Source organism: Chloroflexota bacterium (genome assembly GCA_018829775.1).
Classification (GTDB): domain Bacteria; phylum Chloroflexota; class Dehalococcoidia; order Dehalococcoidales; family RBG-16-60-22; genus E44-bin89.
In genome coordinates this window covers 18,509-36,086 of the sequence record JAHJTL010000087.1, presented here as the reverse complement: position 1 = coordinate 36,086, position 17,578 = coordinate 18,509, and the positions used below count along the sequence as shown (strand labels likewise).

Annotated in this window: 19 protein-coding genes; 9 read left to right on the top strand and 10 right to left on the bottom strand. The window is 52.6% G+C overall.

Annotated elements, in window-relative coordinates; all coding sequences use genetic code 11:
- Together KKD83_08745 and KKD83_08740 are read left to right on the top strand one after the other, a co-directional pair.
- Positions 1-536: hypothetical protein (locus tag KKD83_08745; GenBank protein ID MBU2536234.1), on the top strand; the 536-nt coding region annotated here is incomplete at its 5' end.
- Entirely contained in the window at positions 536-1,093 is a 558-nt protein-coding gene (locus KKD83_08740) for a hypothetical protein (GenBank protein ID MBU2536233.1), read from the top strand. The genes KKD83_08745 and KKD83_08740, both read left to right, overlap by 1 nt.
- Before the next feature lie 317 nt (positions 1,094-1,410).
- Here KKD83_08740 and KKD83_08735 read toward each other — a convergent pair whose 3' ends face one another.
- From KKD83_08735 to KKD83_08720, 4 genes are all read right to left on the bottom strand, one after another.
- Complete coding sequence (locus KKD83_08735) at positions 1,411-1,740, bottom strand: EthD family reductase (protein ID MBU2536232.1); 330 nt, start codon at positions 1,738-1,740, stop codon at positions 1,411-1,413.
- A 29-nt stretch (positions 1,741-1,769) separates the two neighbouring features.
- Positions 1,770-2,270 (bottom strand): permease, encoded by a 501-nt coding sequence (locus KKD83_08730; protein MBU2536231.1) that lies wholly within the window; start codon positions 2,268-2,270, stop codon positions 1,770-1,772.
- Positions 2,271-2,393: 123 nt separating this feature from the next.
- Positions 2,394-2,636 carry a hypothetical protein gene (locus KKD83_08725; protein ID MBU2536230.1) on the bottom strand — a complete coding sequence of 81 codons (243 nt, stop codon included), beginning with the start codon at positions 2,634-2,636 and terminating at the stop codon, positions 2,394-2,396.
- 31 nt (positions 2,637-2,667) lie between these two features.
- A complete protein-coding gene (locus tag KKD83_08720) occupies positions 2,668-3,318 on the bottom strand; it encodes a class I SAM-dependent methyltransferase (protein MBU2536229.1) in 651 nt (216 codons plus the stop codon).
- A gap of 51 nt (positions 3,319-3,369) precedes the next feature.
- Here KKD83_08720 and KKD83_08715 point away from each other — a divergent pair, with 51 nt between their 5' ends.
- Positions 3,370-4,761 carry a tRNA uridine(34) 5-carboxymethylaminomethyl modification radical SAM/GNAT enzyme Elp3 gene (locus KKD83_08715; protein ID MBU2536228.1) on the top strand — a complete coding sequence of 464 codons (1,392 nt, stop codon included), beginning with the start codon at positions 3,370-3,372 and terminating at the stop codon, positions 4,759-4,761.
- A gap of 19 nt (positions 4,762-4,780) precedes the next feature.
- On the opposite strand, the gene KKD83_08710 is transcribed toward KKD83_08715, so the two are convergent.
- From KKD83_08710 to KKD83_08685, 6 genes are all read right to left on the bottom strand, one after another.
- Positions 4,781-5,890 carry a hypothetical protein gene (locus KKD83_08710; GenBank protein ID MBU2536227.1) on the bottom strand — a complete coding sequence of 370 codons (1,110 nt, stop codon included), beginning with the start codon at positions 5,888-5,890 and terminating at the stop codon, positions 4,781-4,783.
- Positions 5,891-5,990: 100 nt separating this feature from the next.
- Positions 5,991-6,362, bottom strand: coding sequence for a metallopeptidase family protein (locus KKD83_08705; protein ID MBU2536226.1), 372 nt, complete (start codon positions 6,360-6,362; stop codon positions 5,991-5,993).
- Positions 6,363-6,365: 3 nt separating this feature from the next.
- Positions 6,366-6,785, bottom strand: coding sequence for a hypothetical protein (locus tag KKD83_08700; protein ID MBU2536225.1), 420 nt, complete (start codon positions 6,783-6,785; stop codon positions 6,366-6,368).
- Positions 6,786-6,809: 24 nt separating this feature from the next.
- Positions 6,810-7,973 (bottom strand): galactonate dehydratase, encoded by a 1,164-nt coding sequence (gene dgoD / locus KKD83_08695; GenBank protein ID MBU2536224.1) that lies wholly within the window; start codon positions 7,971-7,973, stop codon positions 6,810-6,812.
- Between the two features lie 26 nt (positions 7,974-7,999).
- A complete protein-coding gene (locus KKD83_08690) occupies positions 8,000-8,863 on the bottom strand; it encodes a DUF2520 domain-containing protein (GenBank protein MBU2536223.1) in 864 nt (287 codons plus the stop codon).
- A 33-nt stretch (positions 8,864-8,896) separates the two neighbouring features.
- On the bottom strand, positions 8,897-9,979 hold the full coding sequence (locus KKD83_08685) for a mandelate racemase/muconate lactonizing enzyme family protein (protein MBU2536222.1): 1,083 nt from the start codon (positions 9,977-9,979) through the stop codon (positions 8,897-8,899).
- Positions 9,980-10,150: 171 nt separating this feature from the next.
- Between KKD83_08685 and KKD83_08680 the strand changes: the two genes are divergently transcribed.
- From KKD83_08680 to KKD83_08655, 6 genes are all read left to right on the top strand, one after another.
- Positions 10,151-10,912, top strand: a complete 762-nt coding sequence (locus KKD83_08680) for a hypothetical protein (protein ID MBU2536221.1) — start codon at positions 10,151-10,153, stop codon at positions 10,910-10,912.
- Between the two features lie 8 nt (positions 10,913-10,920).
- Positions 10,921-12,069 carry a mandelate racemase/muconate lactonizing enzyme family protein gene (locus tag KKD83_08675; GenBank protein ID MBU2536220.1) on the top strand — a complete coding sequence of 383 codons (1,149 nt, stop codon included), beginning with the start codon at positions 10,921-10,923 and terminating at the stop codon, positions 12,067-12,069.
- A 217-nt stretch (positions 12,070-12,286) separates the two neighbouring features.
- A complete protein-coding gene (locus KKD83_08670) occupies positions 12,287-12,901 on the top strand; it encodes a zinc-ribbon domain-containing protein (GenBank protein ID MBU2536219.1) in 615 nt (204 codons plus the stop codon).
- Between the two features lie 1,051 nt (positions 12,902-13,952).
- Positions 13,953-14,192 (top strand): VOC family protein, encoded by a 240-nt coding sequence (locus KKD83_08665; protein MBU2536218.1) that lies wholly within the window; start codon positions 13,953-13,955, stop codon positions 14,190-14,192.
- Positions 14,193-14,246: 54 nt separating this feature from the next.
- Positions 14,247-16,004, top strand: coding sequence for an FAD-binding protein (locus KKD83_08660; GenBank protein MBU2536217.1), 1,758 nt, complete (start codon positions 14,247-14,249; stop codon positions 16,002-16,004).
- A 47-nt stretch (positions 16,005-16,051) separates the two neighbouring features.
- Positions 16,052-17,566 (top strand): 4Fe-4S dicluster domain-containing protein, encoded by a 1,515-nt coding sequence (locus KKD83_08655; GenBank protein MBU2536216.1) that lies wholly within the window; start codon positions 16,052-16,054, stop codon positions 17,564-17,566.
- Positions 17,567-17,578 lie beyond the last annotated feature (12 nt).

Here is a 17,578-nt window from a genome sequence, read left to right as displayed (position 1 = left end):
TGCACCTCAAATCAATCATTGAGATGTGCGAAGACCTTTTGCGCCGTAAATTCAGCCTTCAAACGATTACGTTGATAAGAGAGACAGCGATGAAATACGGCGAGGCCGTAGACGTTATGAAAGCAATTGAAGCCTATGGCAGCCTGGAGGAGATAGAAAAGAAAATCAGCCAGGCGAGAACTGGGCTAGTTGAGACTCAAGCCAAAACCCAGAGGCAAAAGGAGCTGGAAGCGGAGTACCAGGCTAGGATTAGAGCAACTCTGGAGCAGCTCGAGGTTCTTAATGCCAAGGCAATTGAGGCGGGTCGGCAAGCCGGTGTTGCGCAGCAACAGACAAAGAAGGACGCCAAGTCGCGAGACATTCTGAACCTACTCCAGAACCCGACTTCTGCAGGCTACGAGGATTGCTTGCCGCTTGTTCTTGTTATGCTTAATTCTATCAGGCTCTGGACGGACACAAATAAGAACCAGTTTCGTTATTTTTCCCTCTTAGACCGAAACCTAAAAGACGCCTTGGGGAACATAGGGGGTAGCTGATGGGTGCCGTAAAAGACAAAGTTCGCGACCTTGTGCAGATGCTGGATAGTGGAGTAGAGGAAGCAAAAAGTCTAGTCGACACCATGCACAAGTTGCAAATCTATCTGGACGCGGAGTCCAAAACTATTATCGAGGCAAGCCTTGACCGGCTGCTGAACAGAGTCAGGATGGAGGTGGACAACTTGATTGGAGGGTCAGCCCGGGTGCTTGTCTCGCCTGAGGGGAGGGTCACCGTAGGAACCACCTACAGTGACGAGGATTCTGATTCCTGGCTTAAGCGGCTGAAATCACAGGACTTTTCCATCCTGAGACCGGATGGTTTCTCAGCTTTTATCAAGTCGCTTAAATCCGAGGTGGCAGCAGGAAACTGGATGCCCGTAATTGAGTTCCTGAGGGCAAATGCAAAATTCGAGGCGGCTCCAGCGTATTTACCAACACCTGCCGTCAGAAAAGCCGAGCAGCCTAGTGAACCATCTTCGTCAGGATGGAAGCCGTCTGATTTCTTGCCGGCTCTGCCGCCGCATCCACCGTTGCCCAGAGGGTTGTTCAAGGATTAACCACCGCGGAGCCGCTAAAGCATGCCGAACTGTAGCGTAACGGTCTTCCATTTTTGCCACCATTTCGCCACCATACTGGTTAGCACCACCCGGCACAGAGTGGCACAGCCAGATACAAACTGACGCAGGGTCATCGACAGGACACTACCAAATCGTATCTGGCGGAACTGAGTGGAACATCTGGTCTCTGATTAAGAGTCAGCTGCTCTGCCAGTTGAGCTAGCGGCCCATACGTTTAACAAACAAATATTATTCTAACATTCGGTTAGCTTCGGAGGCAAGCGAGCCTCCAAAGCTGAGAAAGAAAAGTAAGTATTTTACCTTTCCCAGGTCTTCATTTCCTCATACTGCATGCGCGACTTGATTTCCCATCCACCTTTCTTCCAGGTCTCACTCATCTCGGCCCTGGCGGCAGCCAGTTCCTTACTGTCTGTATATGCCTGATGTTCAGACAGGCTTTCAAATTCGTAAATCGCCAGATAGGTCGGGAACTCGCCGGTTTTATTCAGTATTTTATAGCGGGTTACCTTCTTCATTCCCTTGAACTTGAACAGCAGCGGGATGTGCACTTCGTCATACCATTTGTTGAATTCTTCCTCGACCTCTGGCTGACATTCCGTGGAGACCATGTTGATTACTTTCGCCATTACTGTGTCCTCCTTTGACTGATTTTTATTTAAACCACTTCAATGCTGGAAAAGAGCTTGCTGGCGATAAGACCGGCAATCGGTGGGAAAAAGAAAACGCAGGCCAGCCGAATCAAGGAGAATTTCCATCCCAAAATACCGATTTCCATTGGCAACCGGGCAATGGCAATTAATGACCAGGACGTTATCAGGGCCACCATCGTGCCAATGCCTGCCCCGGTCCGCAGTAGTCCGGCAATAATGGGCATGCTGACGTAGGGTCCACCTGGCATAATACCACCGAGCACCGAGCCAATCAGAATGCCGCGAAATCCTGACTCTGCGCCAACCCATTTCGAGATTAATTCCTGGGGAATAAGTACCCGTACCATTCCGGCGACGATAAAGGCAAAAATAAGCAGGGGAAGAATCTGAACCAGCAGGTTGCCGGCTGATTTCAAACCGACAACGTGTTCTCCGCCCCCTCGCTGATAAGCGATATAGAGCAGGGCGACGGCAATCACCCCCATGATGATAGTTGGGATAAGCATTGGCGGGAGCCTCCTTTGTTTATTTACGTCGCTGCGTCTATTCACGATAAATACTCCAAGATGACGTGAAATGGTAACTAAAAGTATAGCCAGAAAGAGAATAACTTGGCAAACGGCGGGGAACTAGCCCGTATCCTGTCTTCCAGGAAACTGCCGCTTGAGCTTGTCCTGGAGGGCCTTGATTTCCTGCTGCTTTTGCAAATCCTCTTCAGTCAGGGGCTCGCAGGAGGTGAGTTTATTGTTTTTCAGCACGATGGAAAAGAGGGCACGGCATTTCCAGCAGCGGTATGGGCCCTCATAGCTGGACTCAACCAGCGATAGACTGCCCTCGGTCTGGCATGCAGGACACTTGATTTTCAATAACATATTTCTATCTTACACCTTTTTACTGGTGTGGTTAAGCCTTTCTCAACAGGAGACAGATATTTCTGGAAAAATATTTTAGTGGGAACCGGTAGCCGTGTTCGGGGAAGGATTTAATCACCTCCAAACCGGCTTCATTGACCAGCTTTTCCAGTTCAAGATAGGTGAACAGGTAGTAATAACGGTGAAGGATCTTTTCTTTGGTCCGCCACGGTACCGCAATCTCCTTGCCTTTGAACCAGAACCTTGGCTGCCATCGATTCCAGACGGTAATAAAGGCTTCGCCGCCCGGTTTCAGTACGCGTTTGAGCTCCCGCAGCGCGGCGAGTCTATCGGTTTCGCCTTTCACATGGTGATACGTAGCGACCGAAATGGCATGGTCAAAGGTGTTATCGTGATACGGTAGGGAACGGACGTCGGCAAGGGTCAGGTTTACCCTGAATTCGTATTTTTGCGCGTATTTCCGGGCAAACCTGAGCATCTCCGTGGATAGGTCCACGCCGTGCAATTCAAAGTTGGGCGCGAAGGGCGAGAAATCGGGACCGTGGGCACAGCCCAGGTTGAGCAGCCGGCCTCCTCCCCACCGCTCCGCCAGCGACTCCAGTTCACGTCTGAAGATGGACCGGTGCCGGAAGTTATACCAGCTCGGCGCAATCTGGTCGAATACGTCCCTGACTGTTGCCATCAGCACAAATCTGATAAACTGAAATCGATATTACATTATAGCAGGGCAGTGATGAAAAAACTCGCCAGGACCATATCAGGAGTGACGCCGGTGGCGGCCATGACCCGGCCTATGAAGTGCCCGGGACAGTGCCTGTACTGCCCGACCTTCGCCAACACGCCGCGCAGCTATACGCCAGAATCGCCAGCCGTCCTCCGGGCCAGGCGGTGCGATTACGACCCCGGTCAGCAGGTAGCACTGAGGTTGCACGTGCTCGAGGAGATGGGCCACCCCACCGATAAAGTGGAGCTGATAGTCATGGGCGGGACTTTTCTGGCGCAACCGCTGGACTATCAGTATGAGTTCATCAAGGGGTGCTATGATGCCCTGAACGAGCGGGAGTCAGCGACGCTGGAAGAGGCGAAGCGCTTAAACGAGTCTGCCAATCACCGCTGCACCGGATTATGTATCGAAACCAGGCCCGACTGGTGCCGTCAGGAGGAGGTCGAGCGCATGCTCGAATTTGGCACCACGCGTGTTGAACTCGGCGTGCAGACCTTGGATGACGATATTTACCGCCTGGTCCGAAGGGGACACCTGGTTGAAGACGTGGTGAGTGCCACATCGCTGCTCAAGGAACACGGTTTTAAGGTGTACTATCACTGGATGCCCGGGCTGCCCGGCTCCAACCCCGAGCAAGACCTTGAGTTATCCAAAAAGCTATTCGACGATGCCCACTTCCGGCCGGATGGGCTGAAGCTGTACCCGACCATGGTCGTGGAGGGGACCGAGCTGGAAAAGTGGTATCAGGAAGGGCGTTTCATTCCGTACGATTTCGATACCATGGTCAATCTGCTGGTGGATATAAAGGCGATGGTGCCCAGGTACGTCAGGATTTCCCGGGTGCTGCGCGATATACCGCCGCAATTCATTACCGGTGGCCCCAGAGACTCCCTGCGCGGTCTGTTGAGAGAGCGCCTGCAGGAGCGAGGGCTGGAGTGCCAGTGCATCCGTTGCCGTGAATACGGACACCGGGCGAGGGATGGCTGGGAGATAGGTGAACCTCGGCTGACGCGTCTCGACTATGAGGCGTCCGACGGCCGGGAGATATTCCTTTCTTTTGAAGACGAAAAGGAAACGCTTTTCGGCCTGCTGCGGATGCGGATTCAGGATAGACCGGTGCCGGTTTTAGGGCCGGAACAGGAGGGGAACCTGGCCATAATCAGGGAGCTACATACTTTCGGTCCCGAGGTGCCGCTGGCCGAGCAGCGACCGGACGCCGCACAGCATAAAGGAATCGGCAGGGCACTTCTCCGGGAGGCGGAGCGAATTGCTGCGGAGGAATTTCGGGCAGGGCAGATGCTGGTGCTGAGCGGGGTCGGGGCCCGAGAATACTACCGCACCGAATCTGGCTACAGCTCACTGGGCGAGTACATGGTCAAAGAGCTGAAGTCTGAAGTCTGACCTCAGGCAAGAGCTGCTTTTATCTTCCCTTACTCTTATTTACTTCGCTCGCGTTGTCCGAACTGGTATTTTGGGGTGTTTCTGAATTCGGATTTGATATCTGCTCCTGCACTGTTTCTTTAAGCTGCTCCTGGACTCTTTCCTGAACCTGTTCGGCGGACTGATTGTCAGTTACTTCCAAAAGCCTCTCCTGGATTCGACTCTGTATTCTCTCCATCACCTCAGCCTGGACCTGCTGCAGTGCCGGAACGTCCTCCGCTATATCACCCAGAGCCGCCCGGTTTTTGAGTCGCTCAATAACCTGTTCGCGATTTTCCAGCGCGTTGGCCATAGCGTTTTCAATGGCCTCTCTGGCTGGCTCGGGTGCTTTTTCGTGAACCTGGGCCATGACTTCCAGATGTACCGCGGTGGCTCTGGCCACGAGTTCATCCACCGTTGTAGTATTTTCGCTGAGCCCTCTGGCGGTTTCTGAAATCTCCTGGCCAAATCGGCGCAGCGCTTCCGCATCTTCAATAGCATTTTCCACTTCATCAGTGGCGTTTTCACTCGCTTTTTCCAGGGCTCTTTGCAGGCGATTCTGGATGCTGTCCAGGTTAATCTCGACGGCTCTCTCTACTCTATGCCTGGCAAGGGCGCGCAGTGCATTCTGCTGCCCATCGAGCGACCTCTCCCGGGCACGATTAAGGGCTTCTTTGCCCTCCTCCGGGACCCTGTCTCTGACCCGGTCGAGGACGGTCAGGTGTTTTTCCGTTGCCAGTGCCACTTTTTCCGATATATTGGCCGATGCATTTTGCTGGACTGCCGCCTGCAGCTTCTCCTGAACCATGGCCATGAATTCCTCATAGCTGCCCGCTGCCTGACTCATCTCTTGCAGCCTGTTTTTCAGCGCCATGGCATTGGCTTCGGACAGCCTCTCTTCGGCATACTCGAGGGCCTTTTGCGCTTTGGCCTCATCACCGAAGGTGAACATAAGGCCGATTTTCTTGCCGAATGTGTCAAAGAAGTAGAAGGGGCTGTCCGGCGTGATTCCGGGATCGGGCAATTCTTCTTCCTGAGCATAGGCGGTACCGCCCAACAGAAGCGAAGTTACCAGAATAATGCTGACTATTGATATCCTGATTTTGTTCATTTCCAGTGTAAACCTCCTCAGAGAACTAACTCTATATATATAAAACGGAAAAACGGCCGAGAGGTTAGCGCTATTTAAAGATAAATAACAATTTTTAATATTATTTATCCCGTTCCAGCTGGTTCAGCCTGGCATCGCCAATGCCGAAGTGGTGCGCGATTTCATGTTTCACCACGCGTTGAACTTCCCGCTGGATTTCAATATCACCGCGGCACCTGGCCTCAATCGGCTTCTGGAAAATGGTGATTTTGTCCGGTGGCACCATGCCGTAAGAACGGCTTCGCCGGGTCAGGGGCACACCCTCGTAGAGACCCAGCAGGGTTTCGCTGCGCCTCAGCCCGGCCTCGGCCAGCTGGCTGGATGTCGGCTTGTCCTGCACCACGATATCGATGTTATCCATACGTTCACGGAACTCGTCGGGCAGGTCGTCAACGGCCTTGAACACGAGCCACTCGAACCGTTCTCTGTCCATGGTTCATTCTTTCCGATGTTTCTTTTTCCAGAGCGACCAGACAAACCAGAGCAGTATGCAGTAAGCATTGAACATGGCGAAGGCGTAGAGCAGGGCGAGAACCAGGCTCCAGGGCAGCTCGGACTGATGCGATGGAAGAAAGCGCGTCAGGTGGATGCTGGCACCAATCATGCCGCCGGTCATCAGTACCGCGATGCCAATCCAGACGGGGAGGCTGGTAAGCAATTTAAGGTTCGGCTTCAGGATGAGGTAGAAGAGGAGAGCATACAGACCGAGAACGCCGATGATGACCAGAGCTGACATGAGCAGGCCGCTGGTCGAGAAGTTAACCGCCAGTTCCCAGATAATGCGGATAATAATGGCCGCGAAAACAGGCGTTATCGTGACCAGAGACCAGACCCTGAACGGTAGTCCTTTCATCATCTCGAATGTAAAGCGTCCTGCTTATTATTTACGGCCGGTAATTTCTCTCCAATCGTCATGGGTTGCCCAGAAGGCACCCAGGTCAACATATTTGTAGGGTCGTCTGTTCAGCGCTGCCTCATCGATCTCTATCCCCAGCCCGGGCTTGGTGGGCAACTCTATGTAATTATTATCTGTTATCACCGGGAATGGGTCCTTAATTACCTCCTCATAAAACGGGAGGTCGATGGAGAAAAATTCGTGGATGAGAAAGTTAGGCGTGGCCGCTTCCATCTGTATGCTGGCGGCGGTGAGCACCGGGCCGCTGGCGCTGTGGGGGTTGACGCTTATGTAATAGGCATGGGCCATGTCAGCGACCTTCTTGGTTTCCAGGATGCCGCCCACGCGGGCGATGTCCGGGTTTATAATTGACGCCGCCCGTTTCTCAAACAGGTCGCGGAAACCCCAGCGGGTATAAAGGCGCTCGCCGGCAACGACCGGTATATTTATTGACTGGGCGACCCGGGCCAGGTCGTCCAGGCTGGCGTCAGTGGGTATGGGTTCCTCCCACCAGTAAGGGCGATAAGGTTCCACTGCCCTTGCCAGCCGGATAGAGTTATCCGGGCTCAGTCGGCCATGAACGTCTATCATCAGCTCAACATCATCGCCGACCGCCTCCCTGACCAGGCGGACTGCCTCGACCGTTCGATTGAACTGTTTGGTATCAATAAAGGTATCCATTCCCTGCATGGGGTCGAACTTAAGTGCTTTGGCGCCTTTGGCCGCCATGTCTCTGGCCAGCCTGGCATAGTCATCGTGTGATTTGGCCCCGAACCACCATCCGTTGTGGTACATCTTGAGGCGAGGGTGGCAGGCGCCACCGAGCAGGGTATAGACGGGCACGTTGAGGCTTTTACCAAGGATGTCCCACATGGCCATCTCAAGGCCGCTGATGGCGCTGTATATCACGAATGACGGCTTCCAGTAGCTGTTCCGCAGCAGGGTGCTGACGTGCAGCTCTATCTGCCGCGGGTCTTTACCGACCAAGTAATTATCGCCGATTGTGTGAACATGGGCCTGTGTGGCAAGTTCGGAAGACTGGGTGGTCGCCTCACCCCAGCCCTCGATGCCTTCGTCCGTCTCCAGCTTGACCAGCAGCCAGTTGAAGTGCCCATGGTAAAGATAGGTCTTGACCCCGGTAACTTTCATTACGTTCTCCTTCCTGGCATCTGTGTCTATTTTTTATTTTCGAGCAGAGACCGCAGTTCTTTGGCTTTGTCCTCATTCAGGGTGCCTTTGGCGATGCCAATGGGTATGGTCTTGAGCCCCAGCTCTCTGTAGAGAGGCAGTATATCAGGGGCGTGTTTTTCCAGCGCAACGAGGTGGCTTTGTATCGTCTTGACATCCCCCCGGGCGATAGGCCCGGTAAGGCAACCGGGAAAGCCAATGCTGGCGATGTTGTTTACCGCACCTTGCAGGAGCGGGATGTACGCCTTGGCTGCCTCTTCTTTGGACTTGCCGAAATTCTGCCAGAGGTCGGTGGCTATATCAACCAGGGTGCAAAAGTAATTGCAGGCGATGCAGGCGGCGGCGTGGTAGAGGGCTTTATCCTCGGAGGTGAGATAAACCAGGTCACCGTTCAGTGCCCTGGCGATTTCGGTGAGCGTCGTTTTCAAGGGCTCCTCGGATTCAATGGCGAAGGTGGAACCGGGCAGATTGGCGATGGCCTGTTCCCTTCCGGCGAAGGTCTGGCAGGGATGAATGGCGCCCACCATGGCGCCCTGTTCTCTGGCGGAGTCCAATGAGTGCACTGTGCTGGCGCCGCTGCAGTGGACGGCCGATTGTCCGGTGCGCCACTTGAGTTCGGCGGCGGCCCTGGGGATGATATCATCGGGAGTGGTGATAAAGACCATATCGGCACTATCGACCAGCTCCTGAGCCTTGTCATAGACCCGGCACCCGGTGACATCATCGGCAAATCGCTGCGCTGCCTCCTTGACGACATCAAAAACACCGATGATTTGATAGTCGAGCTTCGACAGGTTTACCGCAAAGGCAGTGCCCACCGGTCCGGCGCCAATAAACCCGAGCTTTTGCACTTCTGTTACCTCCTTGGCGAGCCAGCTTTAACGCTATTTCATTGCGTATTTCTGGACAATATCCGGGTTCAGTTCCAGCCCAAACCCTGGCTTATCGGGGATTCTGATATAGCCGTCCTTGAGTGGCAGCGGCTCCTGATAAATGAAATCCCACCAGGGCATATATTCAACGATGAGGCCGTTCGGGATGGCGGCCACCAGATGGGCGGAAAATTCGTGGAAGACGTGGCTGGCCACGGGTAAATTCCAGGCCTCGGCCATCGCGGCCACCTTCATCCATTCGGTAACCCCGCCAACCCGCTGCAGGTCCGGCATCAGCACATCCAGCGCCTTGTTCTCAAACACGCGGCGGAAATCGTGTTTGCTGGAGAGCGTCTCACCGCCGGCAACCCTCAGGCCCAGGGCACTGGTGACCAGGGCCCAGTCCGCGGGGTCGTTGCTGGGCAGCGGGTCTTCCAGCCAGTACACGTGGTACCTCTCAAGCTCTCGCCCCATCTGAACTGCCTGGGGCACCGTCCACACCCAGTTCACGTCAACCATTATATCAATGTCGTCCCCCACCACCTCTCTCACCGCCTTCAGCCTTTCCAGCTCAACCTGGAACGGTTTATTGCCCATGTTCATTTTCATGGCGCGGAAGCCCTGCTTCACCAGGGAAGCCGCATCTTTCTGCAATTCGTCAATGCTCCAGTTGCAAAATAGAAGGTGGCTGGCATATACGGGCACTTCATCACGGTATCCGCCGAGCAAACGGGCAACCGGCATGCCAGCGGCTTTCGCCCGCAGGTCCCAGAGCGCGGTATCGATGGCGGAAAGGGCATAGATGGGATACCCCTGATGCCCCATCCACCTGGTATCATTCCAGAGTTTCTGCCAGGCCTCGGCCCAGCGGAATATATCCTGCCCCACTACGGTCTCTTTCAGGTCGTCAATGCAGGCTTTCAGCGATTTCACACGCTGGTCATTCCAGGTGAAAGCCAGGCCAATCCCTTCCAGTCCTTCATCGGTGAAAAGTTGAACCACCACCGGATTGACCCTGTCGACGGCAAAACCGTTCTTAAATGGCCACTTGAGCGGTACCGACAGCGGGGTGCTGACCATATCGGTGACTTTCATTGCGTCCTCCTTTCGGCCAATATTATTTGACTGTATAGAAATTTGTCAAGGCAAAAGCAAACTCGGCCTGTCTGAGCAATCTTTCATTGTTATTTTGACAGCCTTAAAAGGGGTCTGTTAGAATGTGGCGGATTTCAGCTGAAATATAAGGACAGACAGGAGGTAAACGTATTGAAGAACCCTTTAAAGGAAAAGTTGAAGAAGGGCGAGGCGGTAATCGGCACATTCGTCATGGTGGGACATCCGGATGTGGCGGAGTGGCTTTCACGCGTGGGATTTGACTGGCTGCTGCTCGACAGCGAGCATGCGCCGGCGGGTTACGAGACGCTGCAGCGCATGATGCAGGCAATGAACGGAAGTGGTTGTATACCCATTGTGAGGCCACAGTGGAACGACCAGGTAGTGATAAAACGGGTGCTGGACATCGGTGCCTACGGCGTGCTCATCCCCTGGGTGAACTCCAGGGAAGAAGCGGAGAATGCGGTGAGGTACTGCAAGTACCCGCCGGAGGGTATCCGGGGGTGGGGGCCGAGGCGTGCCGGCATGTTCGACCCCGACTACTTCAAGACGGCCAACGATGAGCTTCTCATCACCATCCAGATTGAGACCAAAAAGGCGCTCGACAACCTGGATGAGATTCTCTCCGTGCCGGGCATTGATGCCTGTTATATCGGCCCATGGGACCTCTCGGTTAGCCTGGGATTTGGCGTGCCTCCGGACTGGGATGCACCGCAATATCAGGAAGCGTTCGACAGGGTTCTGCAAGCCGCGGACAAGCACGGCAAGCCGGCCGGCATGTTCTGTATCTCTGAGAACGTTGAGTGGGCTCTGGAAAAGGGGTTCATATTCAATACCGTTGATGCGGACGATACCTTTCTCCTCAAGGGGGCCAAAATGGCCCTTGAGAAAGCCGGTAAGACGACAAAGAAATAGGCGGGAAGATGAAAATAACCGGTGTCACTACCTATGTGCTGGAAGAGCTGCTGGAGGACAAGGCATTTGGCTGGTCGCAGTGGGTGACCGACCGACGCCAGACGGCCCTGTGTGTGGTTTCCACCGATGAGGGAATCGATGGTGTGGGGGAAGCGATGTATGTCGGCGGGCCAGCCAGGATAGCCACCACCATGATAAACGATGCCTATGCACCGCTGCTGGCCGGGGCGGACCCCTTTCAGAGCAGTGTCATATGGGATTTCCTATACAACCGGACAAGGGACCAGGGACAGAAGGGACTGCCCGTCTGTGCCCTCAGCGCCATCGATATCGCCCTCTGGGATATCAAAGGGAAAGCGCTCGGTATGCCCGTCTACAAACTGCTGGGCGGAGGCTATCGCCATCGGGCACATGTCTACGCTACCGGTCTCTATGAACCGCAGCATGTGCCCAGTATAAAAGATGCACTCGTGGAAGAGGCACTTGGCTACAAGAAGGCTGGCTTCTCGGCGATGAAACTCAAGGTCGGCTATGGAATTGACACCGATATGGAATACGTTCGAGCGGTGAGGGAAGCCATTGGCCATGAAATGAGGCTGATGGTTGATGCCAATCATGCCTACAATGCGGCGGAAGCGATCCAGCTGGCCCGCCAGATGGAAGCCTATAATGTATACTGGCTGGAGGAACCGGTGCCGCCGGAAGACATTGATGGCTACGTGGAGGTGAAAGGGAAGTCCAACATCCTCATCGCCGGTGGCGAGTGCGAATATACGCGGTTCGGTTTCCGTGAACTCATTACCCGGCGTGCTGTGGATATATTGCAACCCGACCTCTGCGCCGCCGGCGGATTCACCGAGATGATGCGGATACTGGCGCTGGCCAGTGCCTGGAACGTGCCGGTTATTCCACACGTCTGGGGGACCAATGTCGGTCTGGCGGCCGCCCTGCAGTTATTTGCCGTCCTGCCCAACTTTCCCGAGCGCCGCTTCCCGGCCGAACCACTTTTTGAATATGACCGCTCCCCGCACCCCTTCCGCGACAAGGTTACGCACGAGCAGTTTGTTATGAAGGAAGGTTACCTTGATATCCCGGAACGACCCGGGCTCGGGGTGACGCTGGACATGGACTACGTTCAAGAGCAAGCTATCAGCTAGCGCAATTCAGGAGCTGTTCGATATTGGAGCATTCAGTTATTCCGCACATATTTCCAGAGGTAAAAAAATTTTCAGTGGTTTCCGATTAAAGTAGTGCAAAACAAAAAAATATGTGGTATATTATGGGTTACTGGCAGGATAACATAATAATTTTATTGGTAACTGAATTGTCAGTCTGGCTTGAAACCCGGAAACCTGAAACAAAGGAGGGCTTCAAATGGCCAAGGAAGCTGATATGCAGTTGAGCTGCCGTCAGTGTGGTAAAGAATTCATCTTGACCATGGCCGAGCAGGAGTTCTACGAGATGAAAGGTTTCAACCTGCCCACGCGGTGCAAGGAGTGCCGCGCCAGTAAACAGGTCAAAGTACAACCCCTCGCATGCTCTCAGTGTGGCACAGAACTGGATAAAGGGACATCCATTTACTGTATCAATTGCCTGCAAACCGCGCATTTCGAGCTGGAGAAAGAAAACAAGCAGGTAAAGATGGCCAACAGTGCTGCCCGCAGCAAGTTGGAAGCGAGCGAATCGCAGAAGGCGGAATTTGCCGAGTTACTCCGGCAGAAAGAGCAAGAGGCGGCCGGGCTGGAGGAGAAGGTCATAAGCCTGACGGAAGACCTTGATAAAGCGCAGCAGTTTTACGCCGCTTCAGGCTGGCTGCAGCCGGTGTTAAACGACATTGAGACGCGGCTCGGGGGGCTGGAGCGGGCACAGAGCGATATAACACAGAAAGTGCTCCGGACTATCCAGGTTATGCAGGAACGCTATGACAACTTGGGAGTTGTGGACGTAATAAAGCGCAACATAAGGCAGGGTATCAAGGAAGAAGCATAAACACAGAAGTTTTATAGCTTAAATACATAAGCAGGGTGCTGTAGAAACGCCCTGCTTTTTCATTTTGGCATACTATGATGCGTTTGATACTCGGAAATTCATTACAAGGCCCAGTTTCATGGCGTGGGGCCCACGGGATTAGCCCGTGTTGGACTGGCAGTCAGCGAACAGGATTGTGATGAAATTTGCGTTGCTTAACTGGTGCCTCAGGGCATCTTTATTTATGAGAAAAAAGGGCCACAGTTCGTTGAATAATGACTATGAGAAATATCAGCCCTAAAGCGATTTCCCCGTAATAAATGGCAAGGCCGGTTAGGGTGAGAGGGGTAATAACCGGATCTACCATTGGAATAATAACACTGACACTTGAGAAAAATGCGTTATACATATAAATGGGTCTATGAAAGAAATTATCCTGGAAACTAAAAATAATTACCGTAAAGATTAATATTATTTCAATATAATTCAGCAAGACAAGGGTCAATGCTCTTGGAGGCGTTGATTGGTAGGGAGGGCGAACAGTTACATTGAACCAGGACTGAACAATGTCAACAATTCTCCATATATAAATATAAGAAAATACCCGGGTTATAACTAAAGAAGTAAATGGGTATAAAAATACCGCTAACTCTGTAGCAAACCAGAATAGAACGTATAGGTCAACGGCAAGTTGGGAATATAATATGTACCACCTGAAACGTAGTCTGCGGATGAAAACATATCGTATCAAACCCAGGAAGGTAATATTTTCCAAGAATTTGAAGAAGACTGCTAAAGCAGGATAAATAATGCCTGTAGTTATAATACGATTCCAAAGATTCAACATGTGACCAGTATAGTATTATTCAGTAACAATTAAAAGATATCTTGTTGGAAAAGCGTTCCTTAATTGAACATTTGACGGAATGTTATCCTAAACCGTTTTAGTATTGATATTTTGATATATGGGCAATTATACTATTAGGGTTATAATAATCTGAATTCAATAGATAACGTTTTTTATCTATTTGAAGATTCAGTTGTTACAGGAGAGTCCCCCCAGAGAATATTTTTGGAGAGCCACGGTGAAGGCATCAACCACATAGCCTTCATTGTGGATGACATCGAAGAAGCGACTTCTATAATGGTTGAGGCAGGGTTTAAGGTAATCTCCAGTTCAAAAAATGAAGGTGGCGGTGGCATGGCTTTTTTTGATACTGACAAGGTCGGCGGTGTTATTATTGAGATGGAGGAGCTACCACCTCACCTTAATGAAGATCCATATTGGGGCCTTAAACCATGGGGCGAATAATTGCTCCCAACTATAAAGTGATGAAGATTTCGGCAGATTGAGGGGACGGAGAAGATGATAATAAGGAACGCTCCCGTTATAGAGACCGATGTATTGATAGTTGGCGGAGGTGGAGCCGCTGCCCGGTCTGCAATTGCCGCTGATTCGATGGGGGCTAAGACCCATATGGTAGTGAAGGGGGTTTTCGGCTACAGCGGCTGTACGCCAATAGCCATGGGAGGCTACGCCGCCGTCTTCGGCAGCGCTGATTCCAGGGATAACTGGGAAGCCCATTTCCGGGATACGTGTATCGGCGGGGGTCTGCTCAATAACCAGAAGCTGGTAGAAATCCTGTGTCATAACGCCCCAGACCGATTCAAGGAACTGGAAAGCTATGGCTCCCTTTTTGACAGAGATGATAACCGGAGGTATTTTCAGCGACAGCTCGGGGGGCATTCCTATCCCAGGACCTGTATCAGTGGCGACCGGACTGGTGGGGAGATGATGCGCGGGCTCTGCTGCGAGGTGCTCAGAAGGCAAATCAGGGTCACCAATGATTGCATGGTGTTAAAACTGCTCGTGGAGGACGAAAGAGTTATCGGTTGTGTTGCCTATGATATGAGAAAGGGAAGCTTTCTGGTATTTAAGGCCAAAGCTGTCATTCTTGCCTCTGGCGGGAGTGGTCAGATATTCAAGTATTGCATTGCCCCCTCCGGGAAAGTCGGTGATGCCAATAGAATGGCACTTGAGGTCGGAGCCGAACTGGTCGATATGGAGGTCTTCCAGTTCCATCCCACCAGTTACATTGCACCCGAGTCCATGGCCGGGCTTCTGATAACTGAGGCGGTGCGGGGTGAAGGTGGAAGACTTTACAACGTCCACGGCGAGCGATTCATGGAAAGATACAACCCGCAACAGCTGGAGCTTGCCTGCCGCGATTTTACCTCGCGGTGTATTTATTTTGAGGTGCAGGAGGGTCGAGGCACCGAACATGGCGGCGTTTACCTGAGCGTGACCCATCTGCCCGCCAGTGTTATCGAGGAAAGGCTGAACACCATATTGATGAGAGGGCTGAACGACGGTCTGGATATCAGGAAAGAGCCTGTCATTGTCTATCCGTCTTCTCATTATCAGGATGGCGGCATCAGGGTGGATACTAACTGGGAATCGACAAAGGTGAAGAATCTATACGCCTGCGGCGAGAGTGTCGGCGGGGTGCATGGTGGCAATCGCCTCGGTTCCAATTCGCTGCCCGACTTGCTGGTATCGGGGAAGATTGCCGGTGAAGCAGCCGCCCGGACAGCTCTGTCAGGAAAATACGGTAAAATCAATGAAGCCAGCTTCAACGAGGAACTTGCCAGAGTTGAGAAGGAGATATCGAATGTTGTGGGGACAGATAACGGGATAAATCCAATGGCAATCAGAAATGAGATAAAAGAGCTAACCTGGGACTACGTGGGAATTGCCCGAACTGAAGAAAAGCTCAAGCATGCCCTCGATACCCTTAATGATATCAAGGAGAACCGCTTACCGCGAATCGGAAATGGAACCGGCGCTTACAACACGAACTTCATCGAAGCCATGGACGTTCGGAGTATGATTGTATCTGCGGAAGTGATGGCGAGAGCAGCACTGATAAGGAAAGAAAGCCGATGCGGCCATTTCAGGGAGGATTATCCCCTCCCGGACAAGGACTGGACGCTGAACATAGTCATTCATCAGGATGAGGATGGTCAATACGTTCTGACCAAGGCTCCGATTGTGAAAACGCGACTTGACCCTGACGAGGTGGAATTACCGGCGTTCCCCGTATCCGGAAAGATTGAGGGGTAGATGCTGATTTCAGAAGAGACCACGGTTAAGGTTTTGAAGGGAGTCTCGTGAGCAGCCAGTTCTCGATAAAGGTGCTTCGCTATGATTCCCGGCTGGACAACGAGCCTCACTATGAGGAGTACTCTGTTGACCATTATGAGAGCATGAGAATATCTCATGCCATAGATAATGTCAATCTGAAACATGGGGCAAACATAGCCTGGCGATTGTCCTGCCGAGAATTTCTATGTGGCATCTGCACCGTAATGGCCAATGGAAAACCCACTTTAGCCTGCAAAGCGCCGGTGGAGAATGGCATGGTTCTGGAGCCCCTGCCCTATTTCCCGGTGACAAAGGACCTGGTGATTGACCGGGATATCGCCGAGAGACGGTTTCAGGAACTCAGGCCATGGCTGAATCGTGACGACGATATCTCCCAAATAGAGATGAAAGCGTCTCAGTCCGAGGTATTGCCTGCCAGGGAGATGTCCCAGTGCCTTGGTTGCCTGGCTTGCCTGGTGGTGTGCCCGGTGATTAAGGAGGGGTGGGAGACTTTCGTTGGTCCAATGTACCAGGTGCATCTGGCGAAATCGGCCTTTAATCCGTTGGATACCGCAAAGAGGGTGGCCGAGGCAGCTCAATACGGCCTGTTTAACTGTACCCAGTGTGGCGCCTGCACCGACATATGCCCAAAGGGAATCAATATCCCGGAAAAGGCTATAGGACAGCTCCGGTCACTGTTCCTTGGAGAGGAAGAGATTCCCCCGTCCATAAAAGAGGTAACCGATAACATCGGGCGGAAATCCAATCCCTTCGGGAAGGAGGCAAAGTGGCACTGGGCAAATGGGCTGGACCTGCCCAAAACCGGGGATACGGTGCTCTTTGCCGGTTGTCTCTCGTCCCTGGAACGAGGCGACACACTGAAGGCAGCGGTAGCGCTATTGAGAAAACTGGGGATTGAGGTTGCCTACTATGCTGATGATGAACCGTGTTGCGGTGCCCCACTCCTGAACACGGGTAACGAGGAAAGGTTCAGGGAAAACGCCCGGGACCTTGCGCGCAGGTTCCAGGCGGGAGGAGCCAGGACAGTCATCACCGGCTGTGCTGAATGTTATAAGGTGTTGACTTTAGACTACCCGAAACACTTGCCCACCATAGAAATGCCCGGGGTAAAGCATATTTCGCAGGTCATCACTGAAGCCAAAGACAAATTGGGCGTTCTCCGCAGGAAGATGCCGGAGACCAGGATAACATACCATGACCCGTGTCGATTGGGGAGAGATTGCGGGATTTATCGTGCGCCGCGAGAGGTTATCGGCGCTGTCAAGGGGATTGAGCTCTGTGAAATGGCAAAGACCGGGGCCGAATCGTTCTGCTGCGGTGCTGGCGGTGGTGTAAAGCTAGTCAATAACGATTTGGCAATAGCCCTGGGAAAAGAAAGGATTAAACAGGCCAGGGAAACCGGTAGCTCAGTGATTGTATCCGCCTGTCCCTGGTGTGAACAGAACCTTATAGACAGTGCCCGGGACAGCGATGACCTCAGGATAATGGATATAATAGACTTTATAGCTGAAAATCTTTGAAATTCTATGGAG